At 57.7% G+C, this 16,076-nt stretch carries 15 protein-coding genes; 7 read left to right on the forward strand and 8 right to left on the reverse strand.

From position 1 onward, the window contains the following. The first annotated feature begins 3 nt into the window (after positions 1–3). The 3 genes from ACMYUN_RS24130 to ACMYUN_RS24140 are packed head-to-tail and all read left to right on the forward strand — an operon-like array spanning position 4 to position 3,502. Positions 4–669 carry a YjbF family lipoprotein gene (locus ACMYUN_RS24130; RefSeq protein WP_415761964.1) on the forward strand — a complete coding sequence of 222 codons (666 nt, stop codon included), beginning with the start codon at positions 4–6 and terminating at the stop codon, positions 667–669. Next, complete coding sequence (locus ACMYUN_RS24135) at positions 666–1,427, forward strand: capsule biosynthesis GfcC family protein (protein ID WP_129999665.1); 762 nt, start codon at positions 666–668, stop codon at positions 1,425–1,427. Before ACMYUN_RS24130 ends, ACMYUN_RS24135 begins: the two co-directional genes overlap by 4 nt. Then, positions 1,424–3,502 (forward strand): YjbH domain-containing protein, encoded by a 2,079-nt coding sequence (locus ACMYUN_RS24140; RefSeq protein WP_415761967.1) that lies wholly within the window; start codon positions 1,424–1,426, stop codon positions 3,500–3,502. Before ACMYUN_RS24135 ends, ACMYUN_RS24140 begins: the two co-directional genes overlap by 4 nt. A gap of 1,130 nt (positions 3,503–4,632) precedes the next feature. Here ACMYUN_RS24140 and ACMYUN_RS24145 read toward each other — a convergent pair. The 3 genes from ACMYUN_RS24145 to ACMYUN_RS24155 form a co-directional block, all read right to left on the reverse strand. Next, a complete protein-coding gene (locus ACMYUN_RS24145) occupies positions 4,633–6,027 on the reverse strand; it encodes an undecaprenyl-phosphate glucose phosphotransferase (protein WP_310406577.1) in 1,395 nt (464 codons plus the stop codon). A 389-nt stretch (positions 6,028–6,416) separates the two neighbouring features. After that, positions 6,417–7,076, reverse strand: a complete 660-nt coding sequence (locus tag ACMYUN_RS24150) for a winged helix-turn-helix domain-containing protein (protein WP_039760697.1) — start codon at positions 7,074–7,076, stop codon at positions 6,417–6,419. Between the two features lie 277 nt (positions 7,077–7,353). Beyond that, positions 7,354–8,094, reverse strand: coding sequence for a winged helix-turn-helix domain-containing protein (locus ACMYUN_RS24155; RefSeq protein ID WP_415761968.1), 741 nt, complete (start codon positions 8,092–8,094; stop codon positions 7,354–7,356). Positions 8,095–8,584: 490 nt separating this feature from the next. On the opposite strand from ACMYUN_RS24155, the gene ACMYUN_RS24160 reads away from it, so the two are divergent. Next, positions 8,585–9,418 (forward strand): undecaprenyl-diphosphate phosphatase, encoded by an 834-nt coding sequence (locus tag ACMYUN_RS24160; protein ID WP_415761970.1) that lies wholly within the window; start codon positions 8,585–8,587, stop codon positions 9,416–9,418. Here the strand turns inward: ACMYUN_RS24160 and ACMYUN_RS24165 are convergent, their stop codons facing one another. Next, a complete protein-coding gene (locus ACMYUN_RS24165) occupies positions 9,419–9,799 on the reverse strand; it encodes a DUF2388 domain-containing protein (RefSeq protein ID WP_415761971.1) in 381 nt (126 codons plus the stop codon). Between the two features lie 75 nt (positions 9,800–9,874). Further along, positions 9,875–10,861: a tRNA dihydrouridine(20/20a) synthase DusA gene (gene dusA, locus ACMYUN_RS24170; protein ID WP_415761972.1), complete on the reverse strand. Its 987-nt coding sequence runs from the start codon at positions 10,859–10,861 to the stop codon at positions 9,875–9,877. Positions 10,862–11,081: 220 nt separating this feature from the next. Here dusA and lepB point away from each other — a divergent pair, with 220 nt between their 5' ends. Next, the gene (gene lepB / locus ACMYUN_RS24175; RefSeq protein WP_415761973.1) at positions 11,082–11,876 is read left to right on the forward strand and encodes a signal peptidase I; all 795 of its coding nucleotides are present in this window, start codon (positions 11,082–11,084) and stop codon (positions 11,874–11,876) included. A 141-nt stretch (positions 11,877–12,017) separates the two neighbouring features. Here the strand turns inward: lepB and ACMYUN_RS24180 are convergent, their stop codons facing one another. Together ACMYUN_RS24180 and ACMYUN_RS24185 are read right to left on the reverse strand one after the other, a co-directional pair. Then, the gene (locus ACMYUN_RS24180) at positions 12,018–12,806 is read right to left on the reverse strand and encodes a transporter substrate-binding domain-containing protein (RefSeq protein ID WP_415761974.1); all 789 of its coding nucleotides are present in this window, start codon (positions 12,804–12,806) and stop codon (positions 12,018–12,020) included. Between the two features lie 100 nt (positions 12,807–12,906). After that, entirely contained in the window at positions 12,907–13,389 is a 483-nt protein-coding gene (locus ACMYUN_RS24185) for a hypothetical protein (protein WP_415761975.1), read from the reverse strand. 164 nt (positions 13,390–13,553) lie between these two features. Here ACMYUN_RS24185 and ACMYUN_RS24190 point away from each other — a divergent pair, with 164 nt between their 5' ends. Then, positions 13,554–14,222: a ribonuclease T2 family protein gene (locus ACMYUN_RS24190; protein WP_415761976.1), complete on the forward strand. Its 669-nt coding sequence runs from the start codon at positions 13,554–13,556 to the stop codon at positions 14,220–14,222. Positions 14,223–14,395: 173 nt separating this feature from the next. Here the strand turns inward: ACMYUN_RS24190 and ACMYUN_RS24195 are convergent, their stop codons facing one another. Next, a complete protein-coding gene (locus ACMYUN_RS24195) occupies positions 14,396–15,253 on the reverse strand; it encodes a LysR family transcriptional regulator (protein WP_415761977.1) in 858 nt (285 codons plus the stop codon). A 109-nt stretch (positions 15,254–15,362) separates the two neighbouring features. Between ACMYUN_RS24195 and ACMYUN_RS24200 the strand changes: the two genes are divergently transcribed. Beyond that, complete coding sequence (locus ACMYUN_RS24200; RefSeq protein WP_415761978.1) at positions 15,363–16,070, forward strand: haloacid dehalogenase type II; 708 nt, start codon at positions 15,363–15,365, stop codon at positions 16,068–16,070. Positions 16,071–16,076 lie beyond the last annotated feature (6 nt).

Here is a 16,076-nt window from a genome sequence, read left to right on the forward strand (position 1 = left end):
ACTGTGAATCTATTGAAAGTGGGCGTCTGCCTGATGGCGGCCTCGTTGCTGTGCGGCTGCAATCCGCTAATGAGTGCATCGCTGAACAACCTCAAGGCCGCCGTCGTCGGCCCCGACGAGGTTGACGTTTCGGCGGCCGAAGTCGCCGGGGTCAATTACCCGCAACTCAAACTGACTACGCCGTCCGGCTCAGGCGTGCTGGCGCTGGTGCGCGAGCGCGAAGATCTACAGTTCTGGGTCGCCTCCGGCAAACAGGTTTTGCTGCTGCGCGATGGCCTCGCCGTGCGCAGCATCGGCCTCGGCCTGCAAGGTGATCTGGATGGCACGCGGCTGGCCGATGATTCGCCGTTCAAGCAAGGCCTGCATCACGTCGCCGACGGTTTCACCACACGGCGCTGGATTGATCTGTACAAGGGCCAGGAAGTCGGCGTGATCGTCAACAGCCGCTTTTCGCGCCGTTCCACCGAGACCCTGGAGATTCTCGACAAGGCTTACTCGGTGCTGCGCGTCGATGAACAGATCGACGCCCCAGCCATCGGCCTCAGCGCAACCAATCGTTACTGGGTCGACCCGCGGGACGGTTTCATTCTGCAGAGCGAGCAACAACTGACCTCGCAATTGCGCGTCAAGCTGGTGCAATTGACTCCTGACCGCAGGCATCTGCCGTGAAGCGCCTGGGCCTTATCGCGGCGGGTCTTTTGCTGATCTCTGGGGCGTGTCAGGCCGCCGTCACCGTGTCCGGCGACGTCGCCAATCCCGGTCCGATCGCATTGCCGCCGGGCGGGCGCCTGCTCGATGTGATCAGCGAAGCCGTGCCGAATGCCGAAGGCTACTGGCTGGCAGGCGGCTTGTTGCGCCAGTCGCTGGTCGCGGAACAGACGCGGCTCAAGGTCGGCGTGCTGTTCGATCTCGAGGTGCTGCAACGCATGGCGACGCTGTTTGATCGGCCTAGTCGCGCGGCACTGGCGCAGCGCGTTGCTGAAGAGGTTCGACAGATGCCGGTGACCGGCCGGCAGATCGCTGACCTAGATCCGGTGGCCGTGGAAGTCGGCTTCGCGCGCAACATTCGTTTGGATGACGGCGATCGGCTGATCTATCCGAAACGGGTTGATGAAGTGCAGGTGTTGGGCGCAGTCACCGAGCCGTGCCACTTGCCGTACCAGCCATTGCAGGAGGCCCGCGAATATCTCGAAGGCTGCTCGATTCTCGACGATGCCGAGGCCGATTACCTGTGGTTGATCCAGCCCAACGGCGTGTCGCGGCGCGTCGGCATCGCGCACTGGAATCGCGAGAGCGGGCAGTTTCCGGTGGCCGGCAGCAGGATTCTGGTGCCGATTAAAAATGATGATCTAGATCCGCCTCTTCCTGAACTGAATCAGCAGTTGGCCGAATTCATTGCCACGCAGCTGGCCGAGGTGGTTCGTTGAAGTTACGTTTTGCAGCTGTGTTGTTATTGCCCTGCGGTCTGGCTCACGCCGAGCCGCGCATCACCCAGAATGACTTCGGTGGCGCCGGTCTGTTGCAGACGCCGACCGCACGCATGGCCCCGGCCGGCGAGCTGAGCGTCAATGCCAACCGCACCGATCCGTACAGCCGTTACAGCGTGTCGTTGCAACCGCTGGACTGGCTCGAAGGTTCGTTCCGCTACACCGCGATCACCAACCGGCCGTACGGCTCGGAGGCCCTCAGCGGCAGTCAAAGCTACAAGGACAAGGCGGTCGACGCCAAAGTGCGCCTGTGGCAGGAAAGCCACTGGGCGCCAGAAGTGGCGCTGGGCTTCCGAGATATCGGTGGTACCGGTTTGTTCTCCAGCGAATTCTTCGTCGCCAACAAGCGCTTCGACAATTTCGATTTCAGTGCTGGCATCGCCTGGGGCTACATCGGTAATCGCGGCGACTTCGACAACCCGCTGGGCTACGTCAGCAATCGCTTCGATACCCGACCGGCGCTGGAAGGCACCGGTGACGTCAACTCCGGTGCGTACTTCCGCGGCAAGCCTTCGCTGTTCGGCGGCGTGAGCTACCAGACGCCTTGGGACCGCCTCAGTCTGAAGCTTGAATTCGAAGGCAACGACTACAAGAACGAGCCGAAGGACAACGAGATCAAACAGGACTCGCCGATCAACCTTGGCGCGGTGTTCAAGGTGACCGATTCGATCGATCTCAGCGCCGCGTGGGAACGCGGCAATACGGCGATGTTCGGCGTGACCTTTCACACCAATTTCGTCAGCCGCAAAGCGCCGGCCAAGACTTACGATCCGACTCCCGAACCGCTGCCGGCGAAGGCGCCGACGACCTCGATGGAACAGGTCAACTGGGCCGATGTGTCGCGGCGTTTGCAGCAGAATGCCGGGTACAAGGTCGAGCGCATCAGCCAGCGCGATTCCGAACTGATCGTCTATGGCGAGCAGCAGCGGTATTTCCATTCGTCCAAAGCCGTTGGCCGCGCGAGCCGGATTCTCGACAACAGCGTCAACGACGACATCGACTGGTTCACCGTGGTCAACAAGCGTTATGACTTGCCGCTGGAAGAAACCAGCCTGCCGCGCCAGACCTTCCGCGAAGTGATCAACAACGAAGAGCCGTTGGAGGCGCTGCACCGCACCACCGAAATCAACCCGGCGATGCCGCACAACGAGAAAACCCTCTACAGCGAAGCGCCGCAGCATTTCAGTTACGGCGTAGGATTGGGCTTCAAGCAGAACGTCGGCGGCCCGGATGGTTTGCTCTATCAGTTCAGTGCTGACGCCGACGCGGAATACCGCTTCAACCGCAACACCTGGTGGAGCGGTTTGCTCAGCGCCAACCTGGTCAACAACTTCGACAAATTCGTCTACGACGCGCCGAGCGGATTGCCCCGCGTGCGCACGGATTTGCGCCAGTACCTGACCACGTCAAACACGACCATGCCGTTGTTTCAGCTCAGCCATGCCGAGCAGTTAGACAAGGATCTGTATGGCATGGTGTACGGCGGTTACCTGGAATCGATGTTTGCCGGTGTCGGCGCGGAAGTGTTGTTCCGCCCGACCGGCGAGCGCTGGTCGCTGGGCGCGGATCTGAACTGGGTGCGCCAACGTGATTTCGATCAGGGTTTTGCCTTGCGCGATTACTCGGTAGTGACCGGGCATATCACCGGCTATACCGACCTGCCGTTCGACACGCTGGCGGCGGTCAGTGTCGGTCGCTATCTGGCCGGAGACTGGGGCACCACCGTGGACATCTCGCGCGAGTTTTTCAACGGTGTGCGCGTCGGTGCCTGGGCGACTATCACCACGGCCAGCAGCGCGGAATATGGCGAAGGTAGTTTCGACAAGGGCCTGTACCTGTCGATCCCGTTCGACGAAATGATGAGCATGTCGACCATGCGCCGTGCCAACTTGGTCTGGGCACCACTGACCCGAGATGGCGGCGCCAGACTGAGCCGCAGCTATCAACTGCACTCAATGACCGATAGCCGGGAAGGGGACATGTTCTATCGCAACTTCGAAAAGATTACCGAGTAAGCGCTGGTCTCCCGAGCCGAAACAAATCCTGTGTAGGAGTGAGCCTGCGTCACGCCACACATCCCGGCCATAACCCAACCCCCTGTGGGAGCGGGCTTGCCCGCGAAGGCGCCGGCACATCCAACATCTTCATCGCCTGACTCAGCGCTTTCGTGAGCAAGCCCACTCCCACAGTAAATCGGCACCACGCCACACATCCCGGCCATAACCCAACCCCCTGTGGGAGCGGGCTTGCCCGCGAAGGCGCCGGCACATCCAACATCTTCATCGCCTGACTCAGCGCTTTCGTGAGCAAGCCCACTCCCACAGTAAATCGGCACCACGCCAAACATTCCGGCCATAACCCGAATCCCTGTGGGAGCGAGCCTGCTCGCGAAGGCGCCAGCACCTCCAGCATCGCCATCGCCTGACTCAGCGCTTTCGTGAGCAAGTCCACTCCCACAGTAAATCGGCACCACGCCAAACATTCCGGCCATAACCCGAATCCCTGTGGGAGCGAGCTTGCTCGCGAATGCGCCAGCACCTCCAGCATCGCCATCGCCTGACTCAGCGCTTTCGTGAGCAGGCTCACTCCCACAGTAAATCGGCACCACGCCACACATCCCGGCCATAACCCGAATCCCTGTGGGAGCGGGCTTGCCCGCGAATGCGCCAGCACCTCCAGCATCGCCATCGCCTGACTCAGCGCTTTCGTGAGCAAGCTCACTCCCACAGTAAATCGGCACCACGCCACACATCCCGGCCATAACCCGAATCCCTGTGGGAGCGGGCTTGCCCGCGAAGGCGCCGGCACATCCAACATATTCATCGCCTGACCTACCGCTTTCGTGAGCAAGCCCACTCCCACCGGGGGTTGTGTTACACCACAATTTTCGACCCAAACCCTAATTCCCGTTGGAGCGAGCCTGCTCGCGAATGGTCCGGCACATCCAACATCTCCAGTGCCTGACACAACGCTTTCGCGAGCCTGCTCGCGAAGGCGCCGACACATCCAACATCTCATCGCCTGACACACCGCTTTCGGGAGCAGGCTCGCTCCCACGGGGGCGCACCTGTAGTCGATACTGGTTACCCAAATCCCGCTCACAAAAAAGGGGACTTTCGTCCCCTTGTGATCTGAGCGCTGAACCTCAGTAGATATCCTTCGACAACAACGTAAACGGCGTCTTCACGAGGATCTTCAGATCCAGCCACAACGACCAGCTGTTGATGTACTGCAGGTCAATCTCGACACGCTTCTGCATCTTGTCGATGGTGTCGGTCTCACCGCGGCAGCCGCTGATCTGTGCCAGGCCAGTGATGCCCGGTTTGATTCGGTGACGCGCCATGTAAGCGAGGATCTTGCCCGAGTAGTAATTGTTGTGCGCCACCGCATGCGGCCGTGGCCCCACCAGCGCCATGTGCCCCTGCAACACGTTGAACAGTTGCGGCAACTCATCGAGCGAAGTGCGGCGGATAAAACGACCTACTGCGGTGATACGCGAGTCATTGCGGCTGGCCTGCTTCACTTCGCGGTCATCGTGGACACGCATCGAACGGAATTTCCAGACCTTGATCACCTTGCCGTTCCAGCCATGGCGGTCCTGCTTGAAAAACACCGGGCCGGGCGAGTTGAGTTTTACCGCCAGAGCGATGATCAACAGCAGCGGACTGAGCGCGATGATCGCCAGGAATGCCACGGTTTTCTCAACCAGACTCTTGCTCAGGGCAGCGGTCGGGCGGCTGGTCAGCGGGCTTTCGTTCAAGTAGATCGCCGGCAGGCCATCCACGACTTTCACCGAATGGTTGAGCAAGGTCAGGCTGTTCAAATCCGGTACCCACACCACGTCGACGTTGGCACCGAGCAAATCGACATACATCGCTTCGATTTTCGCGGCTTCGCACAGCGGCAGGGTGATGTACAAGCGGCGGATGTCGTGGGCTTCGATCAGTTCGAGCAACTCGTCCTGAGCGCCGACGACACGCGGTGCGTCGGAAGCGAGGACTGGTTTGTCACCGTTGCTGACCAGGCCAATCAGCGGCAGGTTTTCCAGTTGGCTGAGTTTCTTCGCCAGGCCCAACGCCAGTTCGCCAGTGCCGACAATCAGCGTCCGGTGTTCGCTTTTACGCGAGCGCTGGTAGTACTTGGAAAACGCGTGCAACGGCGCGTAGAGGAATGCCTGACCGAGGAAGCCGTATACCGCCCAACTCAAGATCACCTGACGGGAAAACAGCTCATCGGCCTGACAGACAAACGCAATGCACGCCAGCGCGGCCATGGTCATCGACCAGCCCATGAACAGGCGGCCGAGGCCAGTCAGGTAGTTGTCGCGTTTGCGATAAACACCCGTGAATGTGTAAGCGGGCACCGAGGCCAGGACGGCGAGGGTGGCGCACATTCGGTAGTAGAACGCGACGGTGCCGGTGTGCTGTTCAGCAAGAATGAACAGCAGCGTCACGACGAAAGCCTGTGCCAGCGCCCATTGGCCCCAAAAGGTCAGTCCCTTGAGGCCCGTGCTTCGATTAATACTGAGAGAAAGATCCATACGATATCCCCAAAAGACGTCCATTCAGGTTTCAACAGTTGAAAGCCGAGTTGTTATGCAGACTTATTGTTTTTGTTTTAGCGAGTGTCTTGAGGTAACAACATCGAGAGCCGAACTGTCGTCAGCCAATAGACTAAGTTATTGTCCGGAATGGTGTCTGACGAGTTCTAACAAGATGGCACAGTGCCAACTTTTTAATAATTAAATAGATGGCTGTTAGAAAAGGTCGTAGAGAGGGGGATGAAAAAGCGAGGGCGTATTTGTTACTGTTGAAGGGTGGAGGCAGGGAGCTTTTATCGAATCAGGGAGGGTAAACCAAACAGAGTGCTCTTCTTGTTGTTGTAGTCGCACTTTATATCTGTTTGTCTCGGTTTGTGTGTCGCTTGTGATTAAGCGACGACTTCCTGGATCAGGCAATATCCGCGATTTCTTACGGCTCGGAACAATCGCTCGCCATTACTTGCGCTCTTGAATTTATCCTGCAATCGACTCAGGCACATTTCCAGGCCACGGTATTGCTCGGGTTCCCGGCCAATACTGATGATCAAGTCATCGCGACTGACCACACGCTCATCATGGCTCAGCATTTTTCTGACCAGAGCGGTTTCCAGACCAGTCAGGCTGATCGCAACATTGTCCTTGAGCAGCACGCCTTGTTCATCGTCAAGATGCCAGGTGTCACTGCAAGGCTCAGTGCTCTCGGTGACATTGGAGATATGAGCGCGTTCTGCACTGCGGGTCGGGAAGCTTTGAAACGGATTGTCTGTTTGCGCGGCTCGCCATTCATTTTCAAGAGTGGCCAGTATGCGTTGGGTATCATGTTCGATACTGCGCGCAACATTCTTTCGGCTGAGGCTTGGGTAACTGAACTCCATGACCATCGGGGCGGAAGAGGGCGAAGCAACACCTTCAACAAACATTTGTGCCTGCGACGTGCCAAACGAATTGAAACGCTCACTGGACAAGATGCTTTCCAGTTCACGTTGCGACGTTGTGCTGTGCGTCACAACAACAAAATATTTTCTGGGGAGGGTTGTACTCGTTTCCATGTCTCTCTCCTAAATACACACCAAAATTGGCTAAAAGATAAATCGGCAGGCGAGCAATGACTTCCTCGGAAGTAATCGTAGGCAGGGTTCTGGCCGAAAATGGCCATCGATAAATTCCACTCGATCTGCTGCTATGTTATGGAGTTTTATTGTTATGTGGCGTGATGCCGTGCTCATTCAAGTGCTTGAGTTTTAATAAGTATGAGGCGCTATTGAAACGATATGGCTGCATCAGACGATCCTTCGTACGTATGCAAAAGGGAAGACTGCCCGAGACTCAGGCAGTCGATATCAGGCCCCGCATCAGGCGATAGCCGTAGCCGCGGATGCTCTGAATCGCGTTTGTACCATACATGTCCTTGATTTTTCCACGCAAGCGACTGATTGATTTTTCCAGTGCCCGAGGGTCGTAGAAATTGGCGTTGAGGCCCATGATGCTGGCGATTTCATCATGACTCAGAATGTGATTGCCTGTGTGCGCAAAGGCCTCGAGGATCTTCATTTCGGCGAAAGAGATATCCAGTTTGCGCCGACTGTCCATCAGGCAGATCCGCGTCGGATCAAGCGTGAGGTTGATATCTCGTTGCCAGTCTTCGCTGTTGAAGAATTCCGCCAGCAAGTCTTCGCTGTCATCGCTCAATGTGTTCAGCTTGATACAGGCATCCGCCCCGGCGAGGAAATATTTGATCTTGTTGACGGCACCGCGGCCGGTAACGACAGCGCAAATAAGTGGCTTCAAGTTGTCATCGCGCAGGGTCTGCACCAAGGCCAGATTTTCTTCGATAGCTTGTGGATTATCGATGATGACGAAAATGGCGCGATAGGAACCTATGTAGCCGCGCTGTTTATATGAACTCGTGAAAGCACCTGTTTCCAGGGTCATATCGGGCTGCACGTGCTTTGCGATCAGCGATCTGAAATGATCAGCCACACCCATTGTACGACCCAGAGCAAGAACACCGGATTCATCATTTGTCGGGCGCGGACTTCTAGTCGCCAAGTTCCCTGAGAGCATCATGCGTTGACTCGAATTAGGTGCTGACATCGGGATGTTAAAGCACCGGTTCTCATCTGTGACTGACAATTGGTAACATTTGCGCGGATTTTAGACGTGTCTCCCGAGTTTTCTAACAATAACTAAGCTTTTCAGGCTTTTAGTTGATTTTCTCGGGCTTGTGAACTAATGCGCAGGTGATGGCTATATGCAATGGTGCCACTATTTTGAGCTTGTGGCGATGGCTTTGTCTATGTCCTTTTGCCATTGATTGGCCATGTCAACAATGTGTGAGGTTGATCACACTTCATATCTGAACTGAAATATTTGTTGTAATAGATGTAAATTTTTTCCGTTTAGTTCGTCGGCCGACGATTACTAACAGTCCTTGAGTCTAACTCTGCATAAACCCTATTCTTCCGGATCGGCGAATCGCTGTATGCATACTTCAGATACTCAACCCCTGAGTGTTATTGAACCGGTCGCTCACCCTGAGTGCTCTGACGGAGGATTAATGGATTTCTGGACCGTTTTCCAGGTGTTGATATTAGGCGCGGTAGAAGGCTTGACCGAGTTCTTGCCCATTTCAAGTACCGGTCACCAGATTATTGTCGCCGACCTGCTCGAGTTTGGCGGCGAACGCGCGATGGCGTTCAACATCATTATTCAACTGGGGGCCATTCTTGCTGTGGTCTGGGAGTTTCGTCCGAAGATCTTCGAAATCGTCAAAGGCCTGCCCACCGAGCGCAACGCGCAACGTTTCACCCTCAATCTGCTGATCGCGTTTTTCCCGGCCGTTATCCTCGGCGTGTTATTCGCCGACGCGATTCATGAATACCTGTTCAACCCGATCACCGTTGCGGTGGCCCTGGTTGTTGGCGGCATCGTCATGTTGTGGGCCGAACAGCGCAGCCATGTAGTCAGCGTCGAACATGTCGACGACATGCGCTGGTCTCACGCGTTGAAGGTCGGTTTCGTACAATGCCTGGCGATGATTCCCGGCACCTCGCGTTCCGGCTCGACCATCATCGGCGGTCTGCTCTTCGGCCTTTCGCGCAAAGCCGCCACCGAGTTCTCGTTCTTCCTCGCCATGCCGACCATGGTCGGCGCCGCCGTTTATTCCGGCTACAAATACCGCGACCTGTTCCAACCCAACGACCTGCCAGTCTTCGCCCTCGGCTTCGTCACCGCATTCATCTTCGCCATGATCGCCGTGCGTGGCCTGCTCAAATTTATCGCCAACCACAGCTACGCCGCGTTCGCGTGGTACCGGATCGGTTTTGGTTTGTTGATTCTGGCAACCTGGCTGTTTGGCTGGGTCAACTGGACCGCGGCTGCGGCCGCTTGATCACTGCGCGCTGATCAACGCCGCCACGGCGAGATCGTTTAACGTCGAATCCGACGACTCCTGACGAAAGCGCTGCAAGGCCGAGGTGAAATACGCGGCTTGCAGCATGCCGTCGCTGGCCAGGAAGTACCGCGCGGCTTCGATTTCCTCAGCCGAGTAAACACGTTTTTTTAGGCCGGATACGTCCAAGGTTCCATCGACCGACACCATCGTCGCGGTGAACACCAGAAAGCCAGACATTTGCGTCGACTCAAAAGGGCTACCGCTCCCTTCACCACACCCTCGTGCAAAATTGCAGTCGGCAAAGACGCTCGAGGAAACCGTCGAGCATAAAGCGAGGAGGGTGAAGCGATTGAATAGAGCACGTTTAAACGCGGGCATAACCGAGAGACATCCTGTCAGTACATCAAAATACCGGGCAACGCTCATGCGCCGCCCGCACACTCAAACCATCAATCAACGACCTTCAAGCAACTCAGCCGCCTGATCCAGCAACGCCAGCGGATCCTTGGCCTTGTGAATATCCACCGACAACAACTGACGGAATTTCCGCGCGCCCGGGAACCCCGTGCCCAGGCCCAACACATGCCGCGTGATGTGATGCATCGCACCACCGGCCAGCAAATGCTCGGCTATATAAGGACGCAACTGCGCCAACGCCTCAGCCCGACTGATCACCGGTGCGGTACTGCCGAACAGTTGCTGATCGACCTCCGCCAGCAAATATGGATTGTGATAAGCCTCACGCCCGAGCATCACACCGTCGAACGTCTGCAGATGCTCATGGCAGGCTTCCATGGTCTTGATCCCGCCGTTCAGCACAATCTCCAATTCCGGAAAATCCGCCTTCAACTGCGCCGCGACGTCATAGCGCAACGGCGGAATGTCGCGATTCTCCTTCGGAGACAACCCCTCGAGAATCGCAATCCGCGCATGCACGGTAAAACTCGTGCACCCGGCATCCCGCACCGTACCGACGAAATCGCACAACTGGGCATAACTGTCGCGCCCATTGATGCCGATCCGGTGCTTCACCGTCACCGGAATCGACACCGCATCGCGCATCGCCTTCACACAATCAGCCACCAACTGCGGATGCCCCATCAGGCACGCGCCGATCATGTTGTTCTGCACACGATCGCTCGGGCAGCCAACGTTCAAGTTCACTTCGTCGTAGCCGTGCTCTTGCGCCATACGTGCGCAGGCCGCGAGATCAAGCGGAACGCTACCGCCCAACTGCAACGCGAGCGGGTGTTCGGCTTCGTGGTGACGGAGGAAACGTTCGTGATCGCCGTTGAGCAACGCGCCAGTGGTGACCATTTCGGTGTAGAGCAGGGCGTGCTTGGACAGGAGGCGCAGGAAGTACCGGCAGTGGCGGTCCGTCCAATCCATCATGGGCGCGACGGAAAAACGGCGGGAGAGTGGGGCGGGTTGTAGGGACATGTGAGGAATCTGGAATCAAGAAGGCGAAGGCGCAAGAGTTTATCAGGATTACGGAACGGCAAAGATCCGTACAGCGGCGTTATGTGCTCAGGCCGGACGCGAACGCTCCGGCTGATTGGCGGATCTTGTTTAACGCTGCACCGACGCCTATGCCCGTTGGACAACTGGACTGAGTAATGGCAATTAAGTAGCATCCGTTTTTTTTCAGGATCAGTCCGTCATGGAAGCCACCTCGCCAAAGCGCCCACTGCAAGCGTTAGTCATGTCCTGTCTGGTGGCCGGCTGGGGGCTGGTCTACGTCGGTCAGGTCAAATGGGCGGTGCGCATTGCAGCTCTGCTTTATATCGGCGTTGTCCTGATGGGGGTTTGCGGATTAACGACTACTCCGATAGGGCTATATGCTGGCGTCGTGTTCGCCGTACTAGTGAAACTGGGTTCTGCGACTGTGGCGGCGATGCTGGCGCGCAGAAACGACACTTCGGTGACTAGCCCTGGCATTCGATTCCATGTGCTTTACGTGGCAACTCTTATCGTGATCACGCTTGTATTGCTGGGGCCGTTGAGAACTGCAACGTTGGGATTCAAAACTTACTTCATTCCCTCCGGCTCGATGGTTCCGACTCTGTCTATCGGCGATTACATCGTCACAAACCTGCGCATCGGCTCGCCGCAGGTGGGAGATATCGTGGTCTATCGCTACAACGGTACCGAAGCGGTCAAACGCGTTGCGGCTGTGGGGGGCGATACCTTGTCGATAGTCGACGGGGAGGTCATTCTCAATGGTAAAAACCTTGGACTGTTCTTTGCTCCGCGAGAGCGGGTGAAGAACCGTCGTTATATGCAAACTGCGCCAACGCTGGTCGAAAAGAATCATGTCTATCTGCTCGGCGATAACCGCGATAGCAGCAATGACAGTCGATTCATGGGGCAGGTGAAAGTTGATGACATCACCGGCATAGTCACCGGGATTTGGTGGTCAGAAGACCGGTCAAGGATCGGTACGGTTTTCCCTTGAGGGGGCTCTTGCAGGCACTTGCTTCTCCGGCGATTGCGCATCGCCGGAAAGCCATAACACCAACACACTGAAGTACGGCGGCAACAGCATCGGCAGCAGCCTCAATCATTAAAGCTCCGCCATGCTGCACGACGATAACCATTACTGCCCCGGCACCGCAATCCACTCGCTCAACGTCTGCTGATACTTGCCAGTGACCTTGCTCAAATGCAGCCACTGATCGACATACAGTTTCCAGCTGATGTCATCGCGCGGCAGCAAGTACGCTTTCTCACCGTATTGCATGTACTGATGCGGATTCACCGCGCACAAGCCGGGTTTGAGTTTCTGCTGATACAGCGCTTCCGAGGCGTCGGTGATCATCACGTCGGCTTTGTTGTCGAGCAGTTGCTGGAAGATCGTCACGTTGTCGTGCAGGGCCAGTTGCGCTTTGGGCAGGAAGGCGTGGACGAAGGCTTCGTTGGTGCCGCCGGCCGGTTCCACCAGGCGCACGTTGGGCTGGTTGATCTGGTCGATGGTCTGGTATTTCGACTGGTCGGCGCAGCGCACCAGCGGGATTTTGCCGTCGGTGTCGAGGGTGTTGCTGAAGTAGGCTTTTTTCTGCCGCTCGAGTGTGACCGAGATGCCGCCCATGCCGATGTCGCATTTGCCGGCCTGCATGTCGGGCATCAAGGTTTTCCAAGTGGTCTGCACCCATTGCACCTTGACGCCGAGGCTGTCGGCCAGTGAGCGGGCCATGCTGATGTCGATGCCTTCGAAGTCGCCGTCGCTGCGCTTGAAGGTGTAGGGCTTGTAGTCGCCGGTGGTGCAGACGCGTAACAGGCCTTGTTGCTGGATGCTGTCGAGGTGGGTGGTCGGCTCGGCGGCCTGAACGGTGAAAGGCAACGCGAGCAATGCACCGAGCAGGATTGTGGTTTTTGTCGTTGGCATCTGTCGGACTTTTCTCTGGGGTGGACGGAAAGGACGTGCTTGAAGTTAACCACGTTCTCACCGTTGATCCAGTCCGGCGTCGCGCGTCAGGGCTGATCCGTTACAGACCCAGCCCTTGCTGCACCACTTGCAGCAGATTGTTTTCGGTCAGCGCAATCGCATCCAGCTCCTGGCCGGTTTCGATGGTCTGCAACCACCAGTGACTTTCGCCATGCTCGTCAACCGTGCGCAGCAAGGACTGATCGCGTCCCGGCACCTTGATCTCGACACGTCCGCAACCGTCCTCGGTAAACCGCGCAATCGGATCGAACGTCAGGCTGTGATGGTTGGCCTCGATCACCAATTGGTCGATGGCGTAGTCATGGCTTTCGCCGTCCGGTGAACTTTCGCAAACGTGCGTAGGATTTCGCCGAATCTTCAGTCCTACTTCGGTGACCGGTTGCAGCCAGGCCTCGATACGGTGGTACAAGTCGTACACCTGAGCAGGCCAGCAATCGATCTCAAGCGCAGCGCAGGTGATGTCGTCAGCCTGTGTGTGCCGGGTCTGCTTGAGTCTGGCGGCGAGTTCGTCTGCTTTACTCATGTCGGTTCCCTTGTTGGATGTCTGCCTGTTCAGCGTAGACCTTTGCACGGCGCAGGGCCTTGCCTTGCGTCATGCGCTTGCAATACAAGCGTGTCGAAATCAGCACTGGCCAAGCCTGGCCAACAACGAAAACCACGGACGCAGGCGTCCCAAGGAACGGGTTAATGAAAAAGCTGTTTACAATTCTGGCAATGATCGCGCTGACAGCCGGTAGCATTGGCATGAGTTCGGCGCGTCAGTCGTCATCGAACAAAGCCCAGGCGGAATCGGTAGCGGGAGTGTTCGACTACTACCTGCTGGCGCTGTCCTGGTCGCCGACTTTTTGTCTGACGCACAAGGACGACGCGCAGTGCACGGGCAAGGGTTATGGTTTTGTCCTGCACGGTTTGTGGCCGCAATACGCCAAGGGCGGTTGGCCGCAATCCTGCCCGCCGCTGACCAGACTGTCGGCGGCAGAAACCAGCAAGGGCCTCACGATGTACCCGACGAAAAAACTCCTTGATCACGAATGGTCCAAGCACGGTACCTGCAGCGGTCTCGGCGCAATGGGCTATCTCGACAAGTCAGATCAGGCTCTCGGCGCAGTGAAGATTCCGCAGGCGTTACAGCCGTTCGGCTCGACCTCGTACTACTTCGAAGCTCAGGAGATTGTCGATCTGTTTCGCAAGGCCAATCCGGGTATTCCCGAGGACGGAATTGCGGTGGTTTGCAGCGGGCCGCAGCTGTCGGAAGTGCGCGTGTGCATGAACAAGGATTTGCAGTTCGGCGCGTGTGGCAAAGGGGTGAAAACTCAGTGTCGGGCGGGGGATATTCGGGTGCCGCCGGTACGGTAAGCCATCCGTAATGAGCCAAAAAAAACAGGCGCTCCCGTGAGCGCCTGTTTTTTTTGGCCTGAGGATTTGGAAATATGAATACGACCCACGCTACTACCCAAACACCATGAACATCCCCACCGCCGACCTGCTCCGCGAAGTCAACAAACCCGAATAAACAACCCCGGGGGGATTCAGGCAAATCCCCCCGCATCCACGCCCAATTCCCCACGCAAAAACTCCACCAGCCCCCGCTGCAACACGCTCAACGCTCCTTCACGACTAACCAACGCCAGTTCCGTCGGCGCCAACTCAGGAAGGTCCATACACACCTCATGCTCCGGCAATACCGCCGAAACCGGCAGCACCGAAACCCCCAACCCGGACGCCACCGCCGCTTGGATCCCGGTCAGGCTGTGGCTGCCGAACGCCACTCGCCACGGTCGCTGCGCTACATCGAGCAGGCGAATCGCCCGTTGCCGGTACAGGCAGCCTTGGGGAAACAGCGCCAGCGGCAGCACACCGTCGCGGGTGTCGACCTCAGCGCCTTTGACCCACACCAGCCGCTCCGGCCAGGTGGCCCAGGCCGGGCCGCTGTCGGGTTCGCGTTTGATCAGCGCAATGTCGATGTCGCCGGCGTCGAGGCGTTGGCGCAGGTCGAGGCTCATGCCGCTGATGGTTTCCAGGCGCGCCTGCGGATGGCTGCGGGTGAAGCCGGCGAGGATCAGCGCCATGCGCCGGGCGTCGAAGTCTTCCGGCATGCCGATGCGCAGCACTTCCAGGTCGACGTCGCTGGCCAGCGCTTGCGTGGCTTCGGCGGACAGCGCCAGCAACCGGCGCGCGTAGTGCATCAGCAGTTCGCCGTGTTCGGTGACCGCGACGTGCACTCCGGTGCGGTCGCGCAGGAGTAGCGGGTGGCCGACCAGATCTTCGAGTTTGCGCACCTGCTGGCTGACCGTCGATTGCGTGCGGTGCACACGCTCGGCAGCACGGGTGAAGCTGCCTTCATCGACCACGCAGACAAAGGTTTTCAGCAATTCCAGATCCAGCATGGCGGTATTCCTGATAGTTGTTTTGCGAATGACGATCGCGTGTTTATTTAATTTCACACTATCACCGCACGCTCATAAGCTGAAGTCCTTACTCTGGAGGAATCGACCGATGACCTTACACAACACGCCGCACCCGCACTGGCTGACCTTCGATTGCTACGGCACCCTCATTCAGTGGGATGAAGGACTGAAAGCCGTGGTCAAGAAAATGCTCAGCGACAAGCGCCAGCACGCAGTGGACGCCGATAAGTTGATCGAAGTCTACGACCGTCACGAGCATCGTCTCGAGCAAACGCCGCCGCACCGTTCCTTTCGTGAACTGAGCACGCTCGGCCTGCAACTGGCGCTGGAAGAATTGGGCTTGCCGAGCCAGCCCGAGGACAGTCAACGCCTGCCGGCCGCGATCCCGAACATGCCGCCCTTTGCCGAAGTGGTCGACACCCTCGCGCAGCTCAAAGCCATGGGCTTCAAGCTGTGCATCGTCTCAAACACCGACGACGACATCATTGCCGGCAACGTCGCGCAACTCGGTGGCCATATCGACCGTGTAATCACCGCGCAACAGGCCGGTGCCTACAAACCGGCGCCACGGCTGTTCGACTACGCTCATGAGCAATTGGGCGTCACCCGCGATGAGGTGGTGCACATCTGCGCCAGCCCGATGCTCGATCACACAGCGGCGCGCGACATGGGCTTTCGTTGCGTGTGGATCGATCGCGGCACGGGTCGTCAGTTGTTGCCGGACTATCGCCCCGACGCGATCCTGCCCAGCCTCGATCAAGTGCTGCCGCTGCTCAAATCCCTCGGCTGGACCTAAGGAGAA

Origin of the sequence: Pseudomonas sp. CP4, assembly GCF_047758505.1 — a bacterium.
Taxonomy (GTDB): Bacteria; Pseudomonadota; Gammaproteobacteria; order Pseudomonadales; family Pseudomonadaceae; genus Aquipseudomonas; species Aquipseudomonas fluorescens_AO.

Bases quoted from the DNA above. Each gene is read 5' to 3' on its own strand.
- ACMYUN_RS24150 (WP_039760697.1), bottom strand. From the start codon at position 7,076: ATGGAAACGAGTACAACCCTCCCCAGAAAATATTTTGTTGTTGTGACG.
- lepB (WP_415761973.1), top strand. From the start codon at position 11,082: ATGGAAGCCACCTCGCCAAAGCGCCCACTGCAAGCGTTAGTCATGTCC.
- ACMYUN_RS24200 (WP_415761978.1), top strand. From the start codon at position 15,363: ATGACCTTACACAACACGCCGCACCCGCACTGGCTGACCTTCGATTGC.
- dusA (WP_415761972.1), bottom strand. From the start codon at position 10,861: ATGTCCCTACAACCCGCCCCACTCTCCCGCCGTTTTTCCGTCGCGCCC.
- ACMYUN_RS24160 (WP_415761970.1), top strand. From the start codon at position 8,585: ATGGATTTCTGGACCGTTTTCCAGGTGTTGATATTAGGCGCGGTAGAA.
- ACMYUN_RS24165 (WP_415761971.1), bottom strand. From the start codon at position 9,799: ATGCCCGCGTTTAAACGTGCTCTATTCAATCGCTTCACCCTCCTCGCT.
- ACMYUN_RS24145 (WP_310406577.1), bottom strand. From the start codon at position 6,027: ATGGATCTTTCTCTCAGTATTAATCGAAGCACGGGCCTCAAGGGACTG.
- ACMYUN_RS24195 (WP_415761977.1), bottom strand. From the start codon at position 15,253: ATGCTGGATCTGGAATTGCTGAAAACCTTTGTCTGCGTGGTCGATGAA.
- ACMYUN_RS24185 (WP_415761975.1), bottom strand. From the start codon at position 13,389: ATGAGTAAAGCAGACGAACTCGCCGCCAGACTCAAGCAGACCCGGCAC.
- ACMYUN_RS24180 (WP_415761974.1), bottom strand. From the start codon at position 12,806: ATGCCAACGACAAAAACCACAATCCTGCTCGGTGCATTGCTCGCGTTG.
- ACMYUN_RS24190 (WP_415761976.1), top strand. From the start codon at position 13,554: ATGAAAAAGCTGTTTACAATTCTGGCAATGATCGCGCTGACAGCCGGT.
- ACMYUN_RS24155 (WP_415761968.1), bottom strand. From the start codon at position 8,094: ATGATGCTCTCAGGGAACTTGGCGACTAGAAGTCCGCGCCCGACAAAT.